Consider the following 16132-nt stretch of genomic DNA (forward strand, 5'->3'; position numbering starts at 1 on the left):
AGACAGATGCGGCGAGCTCAAGCCCAGAATTGCTTCACGCCCGGCACATATTTCGGGGCATCCAAGATGAATGGCGGGGGCGTGGAGCTCGCCTTGACAGCCCGGATACCGGGGCAGAGAATGCCGCCGATCATGGGAAGGGAGCCCCGGCATGGCGATCGGAACGGTGAAATGGTTCAACGATGCGAAGGGTTTTGGCTTCATTGAACCGGAGGGTGGCGGCGAAGACGTGTTCGCCCATTTCTCTGCCATCCAAATGGAGGGCTTCCGTACTTTGAAACAAGGTGGAAGCGTCAGCTACGAGCTGGTGCAAGGCCCCAAAGGCCAGCTGGCCCAGAACATCTGCCCGCAAGACACCTCGGCCGGCCTACTGGTGGCGGCTGCTGTCGGCCTGCCTGGCGCCAACGCCAACGCCTGATTCATCACCCCCTCAGCATGGAAAAGGCCCACCTCTGGTGGGCCTTTTCGTTGGCGCATCAGCCAATCACATGTTTTCGATCATCACCTGGCCAAAGCCGGAGCACGAGACCTGGGTCGCGCCGTCCATCAGGCGCGCGAAGTCGTAGGTAACCTTCTTGCTGGCGATCGACTTTTCGAGCGAGCTGATGATGATGTCTGCAGCCGCCATCCAGCCCATGTGGCGAAGCATCATCTCGGCAGAGAGAATCTCGCTGCCCGGATTGACGTAGTCTTTGCCAGCGTATTTGGGTGCGGTGCCATGGGTGGCTTCGAAGCACGCCACCGAGTCAGACAGGTTGGCCCCCGGGGCGATGCCGATGCCGCCGACCTGCGCGGCAAGCGCGTCGGAGATGTAGTCGCCGTTCAGGTTCAGCGTGGCCACCACAGAGTATTCGGCCGGGCGCAACAAGATCTGCTGCAGGAAAGCGTCGGCAATCGAGTCTTTGACGATGATGTCCTTGCCGGTCTTCGGGTTCTTGAATTTGCACCACGGGCCACCGTCGATCAACTCGGCGCCGAATTCCTTCTGCGCCAGCGCGTACGCCCAATCACGGAAGCCACCTTCGGTGTACTTCATGATGTTGCCCTTGTGCACGATCGTGACGCTGGGCTTGTCGTTGTCGACGGCATACTGCAGCGCCTTGCGCACCAGGCGCTCGGTGCCCTCGATCGATACCGGTTTGATACCAATGCCCGAAGTGTTCGGGAAGCGTATCTTCTTGACGCCCATCTCGTCGATCAGGAACTTGATCAGCTTCTTGGCCTTGTCAGACTGGGCTTCGTACTCGATGCCCGCGTAGATGTCTTCCGAGTTCTCGCGGAAGATCACCATATTGGTCTTCTCGGGCTCCTTCAGCGGCGAGGGCACGCCCTTGAAATACTGCACCGGCCGCAGGCAAACGTAGAGGTCTAGTTCCTGGCGCAGCGCCACATTCAGTGAGCGTATGCCACCACCGACGGGGGTGGTCAGCGGGCCTTTGATCGAGACCACGTACTCGCGCAAAACCTCGAGCGTTTCTTCGGGCAGCCACACATCGGGCCCATAGATCTTGGTCGACTTCTCGCCGGCATAGACCTCCATCCAGTGGATCTTCTTCTTGCCGCCGTAGGCCTTCTCAACGGCCGCATCGACCACCTTGATCATGACCGGCGTGATGTCGAAACCCGTGCCGTCGCCCTCGATGTACGGAATGATGGGCTGGTCAGGGACCTTGAGCGAGAAGTCGGGGTTAACGGTGATCTTCTGCCCGTCTTGGGGGACCTTGATGTGCTTGTACATGAGTGACTCCGCTCGCTGCGATGGGTATCAGGTTTCGTATCCAAAGATTCTATGCCAGGGTATCTGTCAACCGACTGACAACAAGACACGTTAGCCGCTTACCGCTCAAGGTGAGTCTGTTGATACTCAAATCTTGCTGAACTCTCGAACAGGATCACATGAAGACACGTGTTTGGCTCGCCTGTGCAGCCTGGCTCTGGAGTTGCGCAGCACTGGCCCAGGAAGGGCCGCAAAACCTGCCCACGGTTCGGCTCAATGCGGGCATCCATAACATTCAAGCCCAGTTGGCGCAAACTCCCGAGCAGCGTGCCACTGGCCTCATGTTTCGAAGCAGCATGCCCACGAACGACGGCATGCTTTTCGCCTTCGAGGCGCCGGCCAAGCAGTGCTTCTGGATGAAGAACACCTTGCTGCCTCTGTCGATCGCCTTCCTGACCGACAACGGCACGGTGGTCAACATCGACGAGATGAAACCGCAGACCCTGGATTCGCACTGCTCCAAGCAAGCGGTTCGCTTTGTGCTTGAGATGAACCAGGGCTGGTTTTCCAAGCGAGGCATCAAGGAGGGTGCCAAGCTCTCAGGGCCACCCTTCTCGCCCTGAATAACGAAAAAGGCCGGTCAGTGACCGGCCTTTCCATTTGCGAGCAAGCTTTTGTTCAAGCGAAGTTCTTGGCGGCGAACTCCCAGTTCGCCAACGACGTGAGAAAGGTCTCGACCCACTTCGGGCGCAGGTTGCGGTAGTCGATGTAGTAGGCGTGCTCCCACACATCGATTGTCAACAGCGCTTTGTCGGCCGTGGTAAGCGGCGTACCGGCCGCGCCCGTGTTAACGATGTCGACGCTGCCGTCGGGCTTCTTCACCAGCCAGGTCCAGCCAGAGCCGAAGTTGCCCACCGCGCTCTTGGTGAAAGCTTCCTTGAATGCGGTGTAGCTGCCGAACTTGGCATTGATGGCCGCCGCCAGTGCGCCCGTGGGCTCGCCACCACCCTGGGGCTTCATGCTGCCCCAGAAGAAGGTGTGGTTCCAGATCTGCGCAGCGTTGTTGTAGATGCCCCCGGATGATTTCTTGATGATGTCTTCAAGGCTCATAGCCTCGAACTCGGTGCCCTTCTGCAGGTTGTTCAAGTTCACCACGTAGGCGTTGTGATGCTTGCCATAGTGGTACTCCAGCGTTTCCTTGCTGAGGTGCGGCGCCAGGGCGTCTTGTGTATACGGCAGCGGGGGCAGTGTGTGTTCCATGCGAGTGTCCTTTCTGTGGGTCGAAGTGCTCGAACGATTGTAGGCAGCTTGCGAGAAAACCACGGCCACCTCAGCCGAATTCAACGCGCGCCGCGCGGTTTCAGCGTCACGCTAGAGAGCGTTGCCACGACCTTGCCATCAGCCAGCTCGGCCTGCACTTGCTGACCGACCGCCAGTGCTTTCGCACTCGTGAGGGGAACGCCGCTTTCGTCACTCAGCCATGCATAGCCGCGCGAAAGTACCTGGCGCGGGTCCAGCGCCGTCAATCGGCCTTCAAGTGACGACAGGCGCTGCTGTCGGCTCACCAGGCTCACCCGCAGCGCGCGACCAAAACGTGCGCTCAGCTCTGCACATCGTTGACGCTGGCGAGGCAGGCTTTGCATCACACGCCCTGCCAGCCGATGCTGCAGCATCTCCAGCCGCTGCGCATGGCGCCGCACGCCATCGGCGGGGCGCATCAGGCGCAGCATGGCGCGATCAAGCAGCTGGGTCTGGCCGTCAATCACGCGGTACACGCGGCGCGTGATAACCGACGCCACCGCCGCGAGCATGGCCAGCCCGTCCTCTTGGGTAGGCGACACCAGCTCGGCTGCGGCCGTCGGCGTGGGTGCGCGCATGTCGGCGGCAAAGTCGGCCAAGGTGACATCTGTCTCGTGCCCCACGCCACACAGCACCGGGATCGGCGAGCCGGCAATCGCGCGCACGACACGCTCGTCATTGAACGCCCACAGGTCTTCCAGCGAACCGCCGCCGCGGCACACGATGAGTACCTCGACTTCGGCGCGCGCGACGGCTGCCGTGATCGCAGCGACGATCGCTGCTGACGCTTCGGCTCCTTGCACCGGGCTCGGGTAGACGATCACCTCTAGGTGCGGCGCGCGGCGCGCAAGGGCCGTCAGCACATCGTGCAAGGCGGCTGCGGCCTTTGATGTGACGACACCCACGCGGCGCGGGAAACGTGGCAAGGCGCGCTTGCGCTGCGGGTCGAACAGGCCCTCGGCCTCCAGGCGAGCCTTGAGCTTCAGAAACTGCTCGTACAGCGCACCGGCACCTGCCCGCTGCATGGCCTCGATGACGAACTGCAATTCACCACGCGGCTCGTACACCGCCAGGCGCCCGCGCACTTCGACCAATTGCCCATCGGCCGGCGAGAAATTCAGCAGGCTCGACGCGCGGCGAAACATGGCGCAGCGAATCAAGGCCGCCCCGCCTTCGGCGTCTTTCAGGTTGAGGTAGCAGTGGCCGCTCGGAGCTCTCGAAAACCCTGATATCTCGCCCTGAATCGTGCACGCCGCAAAGCGCGCAGCCAGCGTATCCGACACCGCATGAACGAGTGCAGCAACGCCCCAAACCATGCGCTCGCCGCGCTGAGAGGCGTTCTCAATCACGAGCAAACCCAGCGCTGACGCGGGTCGAGAACTCCACAAGCGCGCCAATCAAGGCCAAGCGCTGTGTTTTGCCTGTCACACGGCTTTCACAATCGTGCAAGTGATTGATTTTCAAGGATTTTTCTATGCCTAAGTTTTAAGCAATCTGACGGGAGCCTTGATTTTGCGCGGCTTGCGCGCGGCTCAAGCGAGGTTGCCCACAAAGTTGTCCACAGTTGCAGTGGACGATGTGCGCAGGTGTCGCGTCAGCGGTTTGCAGTACGCGGCAGCGCGGTGACAAGATCGAACCAATGACAGCGTGACAGGCCTGACCTTGGGGTCATAATCGCGCCTCCCGAACGGGCCACAACATCTACCGAAGAGGACCGGATTGTTTTCGATCATACAAGCCGCTGGCTGGCCGATTTGGCCCCTTCTCCTGTGCTCCATCGTCGCTCTGACGCTCATCATCGAACGCCTTTCGAGCTTGCGCGCCGCACGCGTGGCGCCGCCGCGTTTGCTGGACGAAGTGGTGTCTGTCACGCGCGCTCACCTGCCTGGTGCCGATGTTGTCAACAAGCTTGCTGACAACTCCATTCTCGGCACTGTGCTCGCCAGTGGCCTGCGCACGGTGATCGCCGACCCACGCCTGAGCGAGGCCGTGTTGCGCAGCTCGTTCGAGTCGGCCGGGCGCGCCGCTGTGCACCGCATGGAGCGCTACATGAACACCTTGGGCACCATCGCCTCGGCCGCACCATTGTTGGGGCTGCTCGGCACGGTGATCGGCATGATCGAGATCTTCGGCTCGCAGGCGCCTTCGGGCGGCAGCAACCCTGCCCTGCTGGCGCATGGCATTTCAGTGGCGCTGTACAACACGGCGTTCGGGCTGATGATCGCCATCCCATCGCTCATGTTCTATCGCCACTTCCGTGGCCAGATCGACGCCTACACGCTCGAGATGGAGCAGGCCGCCGAACGCATGGTGCCGCACCTGATGCGCTTTTCTGTGCCTCCCAAAAAGCCAGTGGCCTGAAAGCATGGCGATGAACTTTCGCAAGCACCACCTCGAAGAACCCGAGATCAACCTGATCCCGTTCATTGATGTGCTGCTGGTGGTGCTGATCTTCCTGATGCTGTCGACCACTTACTCGAAATTCACCGAGCTGCAAGTGGTGCTGCCGGTGGCCGATGCCGACAAGCCGCGCGAGAACCCGCGCGAGATCATCGTGTCAGTCTCGGGCGAGGGGCGCTATGCCATCAACCGCAAGACGCTGGAGGGGCGCAGTGTAGAGCTGCTGGCGGCCGAGCTCGCCCTGGCATCTGAAGGCTCGCGTGACACCGTGGTCATCATCTCGGCCGACGCCACTGCTGCCCACCAATCGGTGATCACGGTAATGGACGCAGCACGGCGCGCGGGCCTCGCGCGGCTGACCTTCGCCACCCAAGTCGGGCAAGGCCGAGACCACTGATGTCGCGCGTTGCCGCCCTCTCGGGCAGCTGAGAGCCCCGCCGTGTCGGCTGCGTCGAGCTTGCAGGCAGCCTGGCTGCGGCGCGGATGGCTCGCTCGACTGCTGCTGCCCGTCTCATGGCTTTATGGCGTCATCGTCTGGCTGCGCGCAGCCTGCTATGGCCAGGGCCTGATGCAGTCGGTGCGGCTGCCGGTGGCTGTGGTCGTGGTCGGCAATCTGGTGGCCGGCGGCGCAGGCAAGACCCCAACGACGATCGCTCTCGTTCGCTTGCTGCGCGAGCGTGGCTTCACGCCCGGTATCGTGTCACGCGGCTATGGCCGGGCATCGGAAGCGGTAGCGCTCGTTGATCGCACCGCGTCGGCCAGCCTCGTCGGCGACGAACCCTTGTTGATGCATCTGCGTACAGCCGCGCCCGTTTCCGTGGGGGCAGATCGCGTCGCGGCGGGTCTTGCGCTGCTGCGCGCATGGCCCGGTGTTGACATCCTCGTCAGCGACGATGGCCTGCAGCACACGCGCCTTGCCCGCGATGCACAGGTGATCGTGTTCGATGAGCGCGGTGTGGGCAATGGTTGGCTCTTGCCGGCAGGCCCACTGCGCGAGGCTATGCCCGAGAGCGTCCCATTGCGCAGCGTCGTGCTCTACAACGCGCCAGCACCCAGCACCGCATTGGGCGGCCACCTGGCACGACGTCATCTGACGGGGCTTATGCGTTTGCGAGCGTGGTGGGCCGCAGAGCCCGCTCACCCCGATGCGCACGCGCAGCTGCAGGGGCGCAGCGTGCTGGCCGCTGCGGGCCTCGCGCGGCCCCAGCGCTTTTTCGACATGCTGCGCACACTGGGCCTACGCATTGATGAGCTCGCCCTGCCCGACCATCATGATTTCTCTGTACTGCCTTGGCCCGCCGACACTGCCGACGTGATCGTCACCGAAAAAGACGCCGTGAAGCTGCTGCCAGATGCCATGGGCAGCACGCGCGTGTGGGTGGCAACGCTAGACTTTGAGTTGGGCGACGCGTTTGCCACCGACCTGCTGAAGTTCCTGCCCTCAACCGCCCGCCTCTGAAGGATTCGCAAATGGACACTCGATTGCTTGAACTGCTGGTGTGCCCGCTCTGCAAAGGGCCGCTTGAGCACCTTCGCCCTCCGACCCAGCCGCAACAAGAGCTGGTGTGCCGAGCCGATCGCCTGGCGTTTCCGGTACGCGATGGCATCCCGCTGATGCTGGAGTCTGAGGCGCGCTCGCTGGACACCCCCGCGCCTAACGCCGAGACTGCGGCGTGATCTTCACTGTGCTGGTGCCAGCGCGTCTGCAATCGACTCGCCTGCCGCGCAAGATACTGGCCGACGTGGGCGGCTTGCCCATGGTGGTGCGGGTCGCGCAGCGAGCAGCGCTGTCCCAGGCCACGCGTGTGGTGGTGGCGGCCGACGACAGCGAAATCGTGAGCGCGTGCCAGGCCCATGGCGTTGACTGCGTGCTGACCCGTGCCGACCACCCCACAGGCAGCGACCGCCTGGCTGAAGCGTGCACGTTACTGGGGCTCGATGGCAGCGACGCCGTCGTCAATGTGCAGGGAGACGAGCCGCTCATCGACCCCGACCTCATCAACGCCTGCGCGGCATTGCTGACGACGAGATCAGACTGCGTCATGAGCACGGCTGCGCATCCCATCGATGACGTAAACGAACTCGCCAACCCCAACGTCGTGAAAGTGGTGGTCGATGGTGCAGGCCGCGCACTGTACTTCTCGCGCGCGCCCATTCCGTGGTGGCGCGATGGCCACGCGCAAGGCCTGAAACAGTTGCCCGACGTCTTGCCGCTGCGCCACATCGGCCTGTATGGCTACCAGGCCGGCTTTCTGCGCCGCTTCCCGAAGCTCCCTCCCTGCCCGCTCGAAGCCATCGAGTCATTGGAGCAACTGCGCGTGTTGTGGCACGGCGAACGCATCGCTGTGCACGTGAGTGCGGCAAGGCCGGGCCCAGGGGTCGACACCGCTGAAGATTTGGCCCGAGTGCGCGCATTCTTCGGCTGAATGCCCATGCTATTCTCATAGGCAAAACGGGGTCGCGAGCCGCTGCGGGCCACCAGAGATTCACCAATCAAGGACGACAGATGAGAATGATCCTGCTGGGCGCGCCAGGCGCCGGAAAAGGGACACAAGCCGCATTCATTTGCAAGAAGTTCGGCATTCCACAAATCTCCACTGGCGACATGCTGCGCGCGGCGGTCAAGGCCGGTAGCCCGCTGGGCTTGGCGGCCAAGAAAGTGATGGACTCGGGCGCACTGGTGAGCGACGACATCATCATCGGCCTCGTGAAAGAGCGCATCACCCAGCCCGACTGCGCCCATGGTTTCCTGTTCGACGGCTTTCCACGCACGATTCCACAGGCCGATGCGATGAAGGCTGCTGGCGTCAAGCTCGATCTCGTGCTTGAGATCGACGTACCCGATGCCGCCATCATCGAGCGCATGAGCGGCCGCCGCGTGCACTTGGCCTCCGGTCGTACCTATCACGTGAAGTTCAACCCACCGAAGGCCGCGGGCAAAGACGACGTGACCGGTGAAGACCTGATCCAGCGCGAAGACGACAAAGAAGAGACCGTGAAGAAGCGCCTGGACGTCTACCAGAACCAGACCCGACCGCTCGTCGACTACTACTCGAAGTGGTCGGCCTCCGGTGAAGCAGGTGCACCTAAGTACCGCAAGATTTCAGGTACCGGCACGGTCGATGAAATCACCACTCGTGCGCTCGAGGCCCTGAGCTGAAACGCTCGCTCGCAGCACACAACTAAGCCGCTCGATGAGCGGCTTTTTTCATCCAGAATCAAAGCACCCCACTCACCCACAGGAGCACGCCATGGACATCGCAGGCAAGGTTTTCATCGTCACCGGCGGCGCGTCGGGCTTGGGCGAAGGCACGGCCCGGATGCTCGCGGCCCATGGCGGCAAGATCGTGATCGCCGACCTGCAGGCCGACCGCGGTGAGGCCATTGCCAAGGAGTTAGGCGGCCGCTTCGTCAGATGCGATGTGAGCCAGGAAGCTGACGGGCAAACCGCGGTTGCTGCGGCCACCGCCATGGGCAAGCTGATGGGGCTGGTGAACTGCGCGGGCATTGCACCGGCGAGCAAAACCGTAGGCAAGGAAGGCGCCCATGCGCTAGCGCTCTTCAGCAAGGTCGTCACGGTCAACCTGATCGGTAGCTTCAACATGATTCGCTTGAGCGCCGAGGCGATGAGCCGCAACGAGCCCGAGGCCACAGGAGAGCGTGGCGTGCTGATCTCGACCGCCAGCGTTGCGGCCTTTGATGGGCAGATGGGCCAAGCGGCCTATTCGGCCTCTAAGGGCGGCGTGGTCGGCATGACCCTGCCCATTGCGCGCGACCTGGCACGCAACGGCATACGCAACATGACCATCGCACCCGGCATCTTCGGCACGCCGATGCTGTTCGCCATGCCACAAGACGTGCAAGATGCCTTGGCCGCTGGGGTGCCCTTCCCCAGCCGCCTCGGCACGCCGGCCGACTACGCCAAGCTTGTGCACCAGATCATCACCAACGACATGCTCAATGGCGAGGTGATCCGGCTGGACGGCGCGATCCGACTCGCGCCTCGTTGACCGCCAGTGCCCGCTACTTCTGGCGGGCGATGAGCGTCCACAGACGCGCGAGGTCGCCCGTGCCGTCGTTGCCCGTCACGGTCTTGAAGACCGTCTGCGCACGGGCCGAATCACCCGACATCAGCCAGGCGATGCCCAAGTGCAGCCGGGCATCGTCGGCGCGCTTGAGCCCGCCCTTGGCAATGCCCTGCTCCATGAGCGCGATGCCCTTCTTCGGCTCACCAAGAAAGACTTGGCCAAAACCTACGTCTACCAAATCAGCACCGCCCTTGGCGGTTGCGGCCTCAGCCTGGCGTTTGACCAAGGATTGCCTGTCTTCTTCGGCGCGCTTGACCACCAGGTCGTTTAGACGCCGATGCCGATCGGCTTCCGTCGGCGTGCCTTTGCCCAGTACACCCGCGGCAAACCCCTTCTCGACCACTTGCTTGCCCTCAGCGGGCAAGCCGGCCTGCACCGCCAGCTGGGCCATCTCCATGTAGTCGTTGGCGTTGCGCATGCTGCCCGATGCCAGCATCAGCCGATAGGTGTCAAGCGCGAGGCGGTCACTGAAGTTGGGCTTGCGTTGCACCCGGCCCAGCAGGTCGGCCCAATACTCCTTCTTCGGGTAGTGCGTGACGAGACGCTCCATCGCCATCACATAGCTGCCGTTGTCGTTCACGCGCTGGGCCGCATTCAGCAGAAGCTTGAGGCGGTCTTCGGGCGGCACGCGGCCGGCCTTCTCGTCGGCATGCAACTCGACCACCAACTCTTTGGTGGCACCCGCATAGTCACCGCTCAGGTATTGCGATTGGATCAGCAAGGTTCTGATCTGGCCGTTGGAGCCGCCATCTGCCAGATAGCGCTTGCCCCAATTCACCGCTTTGGCGTAGTCCTTGGCGCGGTAGTAGGCCACCGTCAACGATTCGAGCATGCGCAGCTGTTCGGCCGGTGACAGCTTGCCACTCGCCTTCAAAGTTTCATACGACTTCGCAGCAGTGTCCGCATCACCGGCACCCGAGGCCGCTGCGATGCGCATGCGCTCAACCATGAAGCTTTCATTCGCGTTCTTGTTGGGCACGGCATCGGCTTCGCGCACCTTGGCCAGTGCTTCCTTGAACTTCTGCGACTTGATCAACTCGTTCGCCGCCTGCAAAGGCTTGCCGACATCAGCGCGCATCCCCTCTTGGGGATGCGCGCCTGCCGCGCCCAGCAGCAGCGACGCGGCCACGAAAAAATGGAGTGCTTGTCTCTTCATGAGCTGTGCGTCACTTAATGAATTGCTCATTGCCGACCATGCCCAGCTTGGTCACGCCCAGCCGCTGTGCACTGGCCAGCACCATGGCCACGGCCTTGTACTCCACCAGCTTGTTCGGCCGCAAGTGCACTTCGGGTTGATCGGCCATCGCCGCCGTATTGGCAAGCCGCGTCTCCAACGTCGCGCGGTCAGCCAGGGCTTCGCCGTTCCAGAAGATCGTGCCGTCAAAGTCAATGTCGATCGTCACCACCACGGGCGGTGCCGTGGGTGGCGGCGGGTTGCCGGTGGGCATGTTCAGATTGACCGAGTGCAACTGGATCGGGATGGTGATGATCAGCATGATCAGCAACACCAACATCACGTCGATCAAGGGCGTGGTGTTCATCTCGACCATCACTTCCGGCTCGCCGCCACTGCTTGAACCTACGTTCATTCCCATGATTTGTCTCCTGGGTTAGCCACGCGGTGGCGGTTCGGTGACGAAGCTGATCTTTTGGATGCCGGCACGCTGGCATGCAAAGACCACCCGGCCTACCGACTCATAACGCGACTTCTCGTCACCCCGAATGTGAATCTCAGGCTGCGGCACGATCACGGCGATCTTCTTCAGCCGATCAACGAGTGCATTGTTGTCTGCCACGGCTTGAGCGTTCCAGAACACGTCACCGTCTTTGGTGACGGAGATCTCGATGTTCTCGGGCTTGGTCTGGCGAGCGATGTTGGTCTCTTTGGGCAAAGACAACGCGGCGTTTTGCGTCACGACGGGCACAGTGATCAGAAAGATGATGAGCAGCACCAGCATCACATCCACCAGCGGGGTGGTGTTGATGCTGGCCACCACTTCGTCTTCATCGCCGTCTGACGATCCGACATTCATGGCCATGAGGCGCTCCTGATGCGGTAACGGATCAACGAGCCGAGGCGCGGCTGCCCAAGAGCACGCCGTGCAGGTCAGCACCGAAGCTGCGCACGGCTTCCATGGTTACCTTGTTGCGGCGAACCAGCCAGTTGTAGCCCAGCACTGCGGGCACGGCCACTGCGAGGCCAATGGCCGTCATCAGCAGCGACTCGCCCACGGGGCCTGCCACCTTGTCGATGGAGGCCTGGCCTGCGATACCAATGGCCGTCAACGCATTCAGAATGCCCCACACAGTGCCGAACAGGCCAACAAACGGAGCGGTCGAGCCGACGGTCGCCAACACCGCCAAGCCGTCTTGCAAGCGGCTTTGCACATTGTCGATGGCGCGCTGCACGCTCATGCCGATCCAGGTGTTGCGGTCGATGTTGGCGGTAAGTTCACCCGCGTGATCTTTGCCCGCTTCGACACCGCTTTCGGCGATGAACTGGAAGGCGCTGCCGGTCTTGAGCGTCTTCATGCCGTCGTTCAGGCTGGCCGACTTGAAGAAGCTCTGCCGGGCCGACTTGGCTTCAGAGCTGAGCTTGATGCTTTCGAAGAGCTTGGTCACCAGGATGTACCAGCTCGCCAAACTCATGATGACGAGGATGATCAGCGTGCCACGCGCGACCACGTCACCTTGTGCCCACAGGTGCTTCAAGTCGTACGGGTTCTCAACGACTTCCTTGGTGACGGCGGGGGCTGGCGCGGCTGCAGGAGGCGCCGGCACTGCGGCCGGAGCGGGCTGCTCGACAGGAGCCGAGGCCGGTTGGGCCAAGGCGCCGTGCGGAAAAGCCATCACGAACGCCGCGGCGGTCAGAAGGGCTGCGGCCCACTTAGTTACGAAAAGTTTGGACATGTTGCGATCTCCTGGGATATTGAGTTGGGTCGCGCAGCCCACGCAACGGCTTCATGAGCCAAGGCACGAGCAAACGCCATGGGTAGAGAGTTAGTTGATGGTGAACGTAAATTCTTGGGTCAAGGCGGGCCAATCCCCAGGGCAGACGTACTCGCGCAGGGCGGTTTCGACCGCTGCGGCCAAGGCCCGTTGAGCACGACGATCCGAGATGCCACGGATGTTCGATATCTCGACGTTCACAACGACACCACCCTTGACAGCGATCGTGCCGAGCAGCGTCATGCGCCCGGTGACGTTGAGCCCCGGAACCTCCGGCGGCGGCATCTTGGTACAGGCTCCACGTGTGGTTGTCGGAGCGGCTGCGGTAGGTGCAGGCGCAGCGACGGGTGGCGGCACAGGCGTCATGGTGGTCGGAGCAGGCGGAGGTGTAGGCGTCGTTGCCGTGATCGTGGGAACCACCGGCGGTGGCGTCGCAATCTGCACCTCCGGCGGCGGAATGAAAGGCGGTGGCGGCGCCTCCAGTTTCGGCGGCGGTGGCACCACCACTTCCGGCGGCGGCGGTGGCTTGGTGATCTCCTCAATCACCTTGGTCTCGATCGGGGCTCGCACGACATCGATGACCTTTCTTGCGAGACCGGACATCAGCCCGTACACAAGCAAGCCATGAAATAAAACGACGAACACGATGCCAGTGAGGTGGCGTCTCGGGTCCGCTTGTCTCTTAGAAAAATCCATACCCTGGGGTCTCCAGTTTGGTCAAAGCACAACCGCTTGAGGTTAACAAAAATGCCCGCCGGCTTGTGGCCAGCGGGCACACACGAATAACAGTCGTCGTGTGGGTGCTTTGCTTAGAACTTCAAAGCTGCAGAAAGGTAAACGAACCGGCCCCGCGGGTCATACGTCGAGATGTCGTAACCCGCTTGGAACTGGTTGCTTGCCGGGATGTAGATCGGGGGGTTTTTGTCGAACACGTTCTTCACGCCAAGACCCACCCGCAGGTTCTTGATGCCCGTATAGGTGACGTTCAGGTCGTAGATGGATTGAGACGGAACCTCATGGTAGTTGCCGTTGAGATCGAGGCCGTCCTTGTAGCGCTGATAGTAGTTCTGCGCGTAGGTGAACGCCCAGCCACCCTGCGACCAAGTTGTGCTCAGCAAATGCTTCCAGCGCATCACGACACCACCGCTGTCGGCGCCGAGCACTGGGTCACCGTTCGAGTCGATCATCGTGCCCACCTTGTGGGAAACCACGCCGCCAGGACTGGTCTGATCGAATTTGATCATGTAGGTCCCGTCGAGATTCACATCCAAGCGCCCGGCGCCAAACGTCTCGCGGTATGCCGCCCCGATGTCGAGACCTCTCACAACAGCATCGCCGGTATTCGTGAGCGTTTGAACCATCGACAGGATGTCCTGCGTTGTCGGGTCGCGAGTCACCAAGCCTGCATAAGTAGGATCACCCGATGCATTCCGCGACACCACCTCCTGGGCCGAAGGCGAGGTGATGATGTCCCTCACACGGATATTGAACCAGTCGACCGAGAACGTGAGGGTCTTGCTCGGCGAAACCACCAAACCCAGCGAAGTCTGCTTCGATCGTTCGGGTTTCAGACCAGGGTTACCGCCAGTCAGCGAGTTGACCTGGATGTCAGTTTGACCCGTCACCGGGTCATTGAACTGCTCCGAAGCGCCCAGCGCCTGCGGCTGATAGAGGTCGATCAAGGTCGGCGAACGGAAGCCCGTCGCGGCGGACGTGCGAACCAGAATCTCCTTGGTGGGCTGCCAGCGCAGGGAGGTGGAGTAGGTCGTTGACTTGCCGGTGTCACCGTACTTGTCATTGCGAACCGACACGCGGCCTTCAAGCGACTTCACGATCGGGACAATCGACTCGGCAAAGATCGCGGTGACGTTGCGTGTTTTGTCCACCGGAGGCACGCTGCCGCCCAAGCCGGCAATGTCACCTGTCTCAAGCGCGGGGCTGGGGGTCGTGACGTACGCTTCCTTGCGGTATTGCATACCGACGGCATACAAGACCGGGCCGGCAGGCAACTGGAATATTTCACCGGAAACCTTGCCGTCAAGCACGGAGTTCTTGAACTTCGCATCCAGCGTGCCGCCGGTGTACTTGGCATTGTTGGCGGCCAGCGCAGCCTTGAAAGCTGCCGATTGATCCAAGCTCCAAGGGTTGTAGTCACTGTTGGCTGCGTTCACGGCCTTAGCAAATGCCACCTGTGAGAAGAAACCTTCAGGTACCGTGCCCGAGAGTTTGCTCTCGCTGCTGGAGAAGGCTGCTTCGTAGTCATTCTTGCCAAAGCTGCCTCGCAGGCCGCCCACAAAACGGCTGGCCTTGGAAGTGTCTTTGGAGGTGCGGGGCCCGAAATCAAACACGCGGGAGGTGACCGCCAGTGCAGGATCCCCTGCAGTGAAGAGCGACCCGAAACCTTGCGCAATCAAGTAGTTTTTAGCGACCACATAGTTGGGGTTGGCAGGCCGGATCAACAAAGCCTGATCAACGCCTTGCGCATCAAACAACGCATCGGTCTGCAGGAAGTCTCGGCGTACCGGGCTGGGCTGAAACGTGTTGGTGACGACGCTCTTCGAATAGAGCACGTCGCCGAAGGCCTCCATGCTGCTCGTGATCTTGAACACCCCATTGGCACTGAAATTCATCAGTTCGCGCTTGGGCGTCAATCCCACAAACGCATTGCTGTCGAACACGCAATACGGCACACCCTTAGAGGTGTTCGTCGGGTTGCGGAACATGTTCACCGATTCGCAGTTGTTGGCAACCGCCAGTGGGTTGCCATAGCTGCTGCCCGGGTTGCCGAAGCCGGCGACCGTAGTGCCAGGCACCCAGTCTCCCGTGGCGACGCTTCCCGTTCCAGGAGTGAATGCCCCCTGGATGTTGCCCTGCCCTGTGGCCGATGCCAGCAGGTACGGGGGGACATTGCCCGTCTTGGCAAAGTCACGGTCCTTGGCGAACACTGCGGTCTCGCGTTCGAAAGCCAGCGAGGTGGTCAGATTGAAGCGATCTTTTTCAAGATCGCCAAAACCCGCGACAAGGTGGGCTTTGTTGGACTTGCCACCGCCCGATCGGGTGGGCGAGCCCGTGCTGCCACCGATCTCGAAGCCCTTGAATTCTTTCGTCAAAATGAAATTGACAACGCCACCGACAGCATCTGAACCGTACACACTCGAAGCGCCGTCCTTAAGGATTTCCACGTGATCGATCGCGGCCAGCGGAATCGCGTTGACGTTGGCCGCGGCACCGTTGCCGCCCGCAAACGCAGCGACCCGGCGGCCGTTGACCAGCACCAAGGTGCGATCCTCGCCCAAACCGCGCAGAGAAATCGACGAAAACCCGTACGTGGATGAGCCCGCACCGGTAGCGTTGCTCGTACCGCCCATTGAAGAAGCCGCTGAGATTGATTGGAGCAGTTGCTCAGTGCTCGTAACGCCGCTGCGTTCGATATCAGCACGTGTGATGACCTGAACTGGAAGCGCACCTTCGGACTCAACGCGCTTGATTGACGACCCGGTGATCTCGACACGCTCTAGTTGCTGTTGCGCCAGAACCGGGAAGGCGCTGAGGGCCAAGCCGCCACCAAACGCGAGCATCAAGCCTGAGCAGATTTTTGTCTTTCTAAACATGTGATCTCCTGAACACTGAAAGGTTGATGGATAAACCACTCTCACTGCAAGCCACATGCCGGCTTTGT

At 61.6% G+C, this 16132-nt stretch carries 18 protein-coding genes; 9 read left to right on the forward strand and 9 right to left on the reverse strand.

Annotation, left to right across the window (positions count from 1 at the left end; genetic code table 11):
- The first annotated feature begins 151 nt into the window (after positions 1 to 151).
- A complete protein-coding gene (locus AC30QB_RS04460) occupies positions 152 to 418 on the forward strand; it encodes a cold-shock protein (protein ID WP_489544981.1) in 267 nt (88 codons plus the stop codon).
- Positions 419 to 484: 66 nt separating this feature from the next.
- On the opposite strand, the gene icd is transcribed toward AC30QB_RS04460, so the two are convergent.
- Entirely contained in the window at positions 485 to 1738 is a 1254-nt protein-coding gene (gene icd, locus AC30QB_RS04465) for an NADP-dependent isocitrate dehydrogenase (RefSeq protein ID WP_489544982.1), read from the reverse strand.
- Positions 1739 to 1896: 158 nt separating this feature from the next.
- On the opposite strand from icd, the gene AC30QB_RS04470 reads away from it, so the two are divergent.
- The gene (locus tag AC30QB_RS04470; RefSeq protein WP_489544983.1) at positions 1897 to 2340 is read left to right on the forward strand and encodes a DUF192 domain-containing protein; all 444 of its coding nucleotides are present in this window, start codon (positions 1897 to 1899) and stop codon (positions 2338 to 2340) included.
- 55 nt (positions 2341 to 2395) lie between these two features.
- Here AC30QB_RS04470 and AC30QB_RS04475 read toward each other — a convergent pair whose 3' ends face one another.
- Both AC30QB_RS04475 and xseA read right to left on the reverse strand, forming a co-directional pair.
- Positions 2396 to 2977: a superoxide dismutase gene (locus tag AC30QB_RS04475; RefSeq protein ID WP_489544984.1), complete on the reverse strand. Its 582-nt coding sequence runs from the start codon at positions 2975 to 2977 to the stop codon at positions 2396 to 2398.
- 80 nt (positions 2978 to 3057) lie between these two features.
- The gene (gene xseA / locus AC30QB_RS04480; protein WP_489544985.1) at positions 3058 to 4365 is read right to left on the reverse strand and encodes an exodeoxyribonuclease VII large subunit; all 1308 of its coding nucleotides are present in this window, start codon (positions 4363 to 4365) and stop codon (positions 3058 to 3060) included.
- Between the two features lie 370 nt (positions 4366 to 4735).
- Here xseA and AC30QB_RS04485 point away from each other — a divergent pair, with 370 nt between their 5' ends.
- From AC30QB_RS04485 to AC30QB_RS04515, 7 genes are all read left to right on the forward strand, one after another.
- Positions 4736 to 5377 (forward strand): MotA/TolQ/ExbB proton channel family protein, encoded by a 642-nt coding sequence (locus tag AC30QB_RS04485; RefSeq protein ID WP_489544986.1) that lies wholly within the window; start codon positions 4736 to 4738, stop codon positions 5375 to 5377.
- Between the two features lie 10 nt (positions 5378 to 5387).
- Positions 5388 to 5813, forward strand: coding sequence for an ExbD/TolR family protein (locus AC30QB_RS04490; protein ID WP_489545066.1), 426 nt, complete (start codon positions 5388 to 5390; stop codon positions 5811 to 5813).
- 42 nt (positions 5814 to 5855) lie between these two features.
- The gene (lpxK, locus tag AC30QB_RS04495) at positions 5856 to 6875 is read left to right on the forward strand and encodes a tetraacyldisaccharide 4'-kinase (protein ID WP_489544987.1); all 1020 of its coding nucleotides are present in this window, start codon (positions 5856 to 5858) and stop codon (positions 6873 to 6875) included.
- An 11-nt stretch (positions 6876 to 6886) separates the two neighbouring features.
- Entirely contained in the window at positions 6887 to 7093 is a 207-nt protein-coding gene (locus tag AC30QB_RS04500) for a Trm112 family protein (protein ID WP_489544988.1), read from the forward strand.
- The gene (kdsB, locus tag AC30QB_RS04505) at positions 7090 to 7842 is read left to right on the forward strand and encodes a 3-deoxy-manno-octulosonate cytidylyltransferase (protein ID WP_489544989.1); all 753 of its coding nucleotides are present in this window, start codon (positions 7090 to 7092) and stop codon (positions 7840 to 7842) included. The genes AC30QB_RS04500 and kdsB overlap by 4 nt, the downstream gene beginning before the upstream one ends.
- Positions 7843 to 7922: 80 nt before the next feature.
- A complete protein-coding gene (gene adk / locus AC30QB_RS04510) occupies positions 7923 to 8576 on the forward strand; it encodes an adenylate kinase (protein WP_489544990.1) in 654 nt (217 codons plus the stop codon).
- A 91-nt stretch (positions 8577 to 8667) separates the two neighbouring features.
- Positions 8668 to 9426: a 3-hydroxyacyl-CoA dehydrogenase gene (locus tag AC30QB_RS04515; RefSeq protein WP_489544991.1), complete on the forward strand. Its 759-nt coding sequence runs from the start codon at positions 8668 to 8670 to the stop codon at positions 9424 to 9426.
- A 13-nt stretch (positions 9427 to 9439) separates the two neighbouring features.
- On the opposite strand, the gene AC30QB_RS04520 is transcribed toward AC30QB_RS04515, so the two are convergent.
- The 6 genes from AC30QB_RS04520 to AC30QB_RS04545 all read right to left on the reverse strand — a co-directional run bounded on the left by AC30QB_RS04520 (position 9440) and on the right by AC30QB_RS04545 (position 16064).
- Positions 9440 to 10660 carry a tetratricopeptide repeat protein gene (locus AC30QB_RS04520; protein ID WP_489544992.1) on the reverse strand — a complete coding sequence of 407 codons (1221 nt, stop codon included), beginning with the start codon at positions 10658 to 10660 and terminating at the stop codon, positions 9440 to 9442.
- 10 nt (positions 10661 to 10670) lie between these two features.
- Positions 10671 to 11099 (reverse strand): ExbD/TolR family protein, encoded by a 429-nt coding sequence (locus AC30QB_RS04525; RefSeq protein ID WP_489544993.1) that lies wholly within the window; start codon positions 11097 to 11099, stop codon positions 10671 to 10673.
- Positions 11100 to 11114: 15 nt separating this feature from the next.
- On the reverse strand, positions 11115 to 11543 hold the full coding sequence (locus tag AC30QB_RS04530) for an ExbD/TolR family protein (protein ID WP_489544994.1): 429 nt from the start codon (positions 11541 to 11543) through the stop codon (positions 11115 to 11117).
- 25 nt (positions 11544 to 11568) lie between these two features.
- Positions 11569 to 12414: a MotA/TolQ/ExbB proton channel family protein gene (locus AC30QB_RS04535; protein ID WP_489544995.1), complete on the reverse strand. Its 846-nt coding sequence runs from the start codon at positions 12412 to 12414 to the stop codon at positions 11569 to 11571.
- Positions 12415 to 12504: 90 nt separating this feature from the next.
- Positions 12505 to 13149, reverse strand: coding sequence for an energy transducer TonB (locus AC30QB_RS04540; protein ID WP_489544996.1), 645 nt, complete (start codon positions 13147 to 13149; stop codon positions 12505 to 12507).
- A 113-nt stretch (positions 13150 to 13262) separates the two neighbouring features.
- Complete coding sequence (locus AC30QB_RS04545) at positions 13263 to 16064, reverse strand: TonB-dependent receptor domain-containing protein (protein WP_489544997.1); 2802 nt, start codon at positions 16062 to 16064, stop codon at positions 13263 to 13265.
- Between the last annotated feature and the right edge of the window lie 68 nt (positions 16065 to 16132).

The organism is Rhizobacter sp. (genome assembly GCF_046595475.1).
In the GTDB taxonomy this organism is placed as follows: domain Bacteria; phylum Pseudomonadota; class Gammaproteobacteria; order Burkholderiales; family Burkholderiaceae_C; genus Rhizobacter.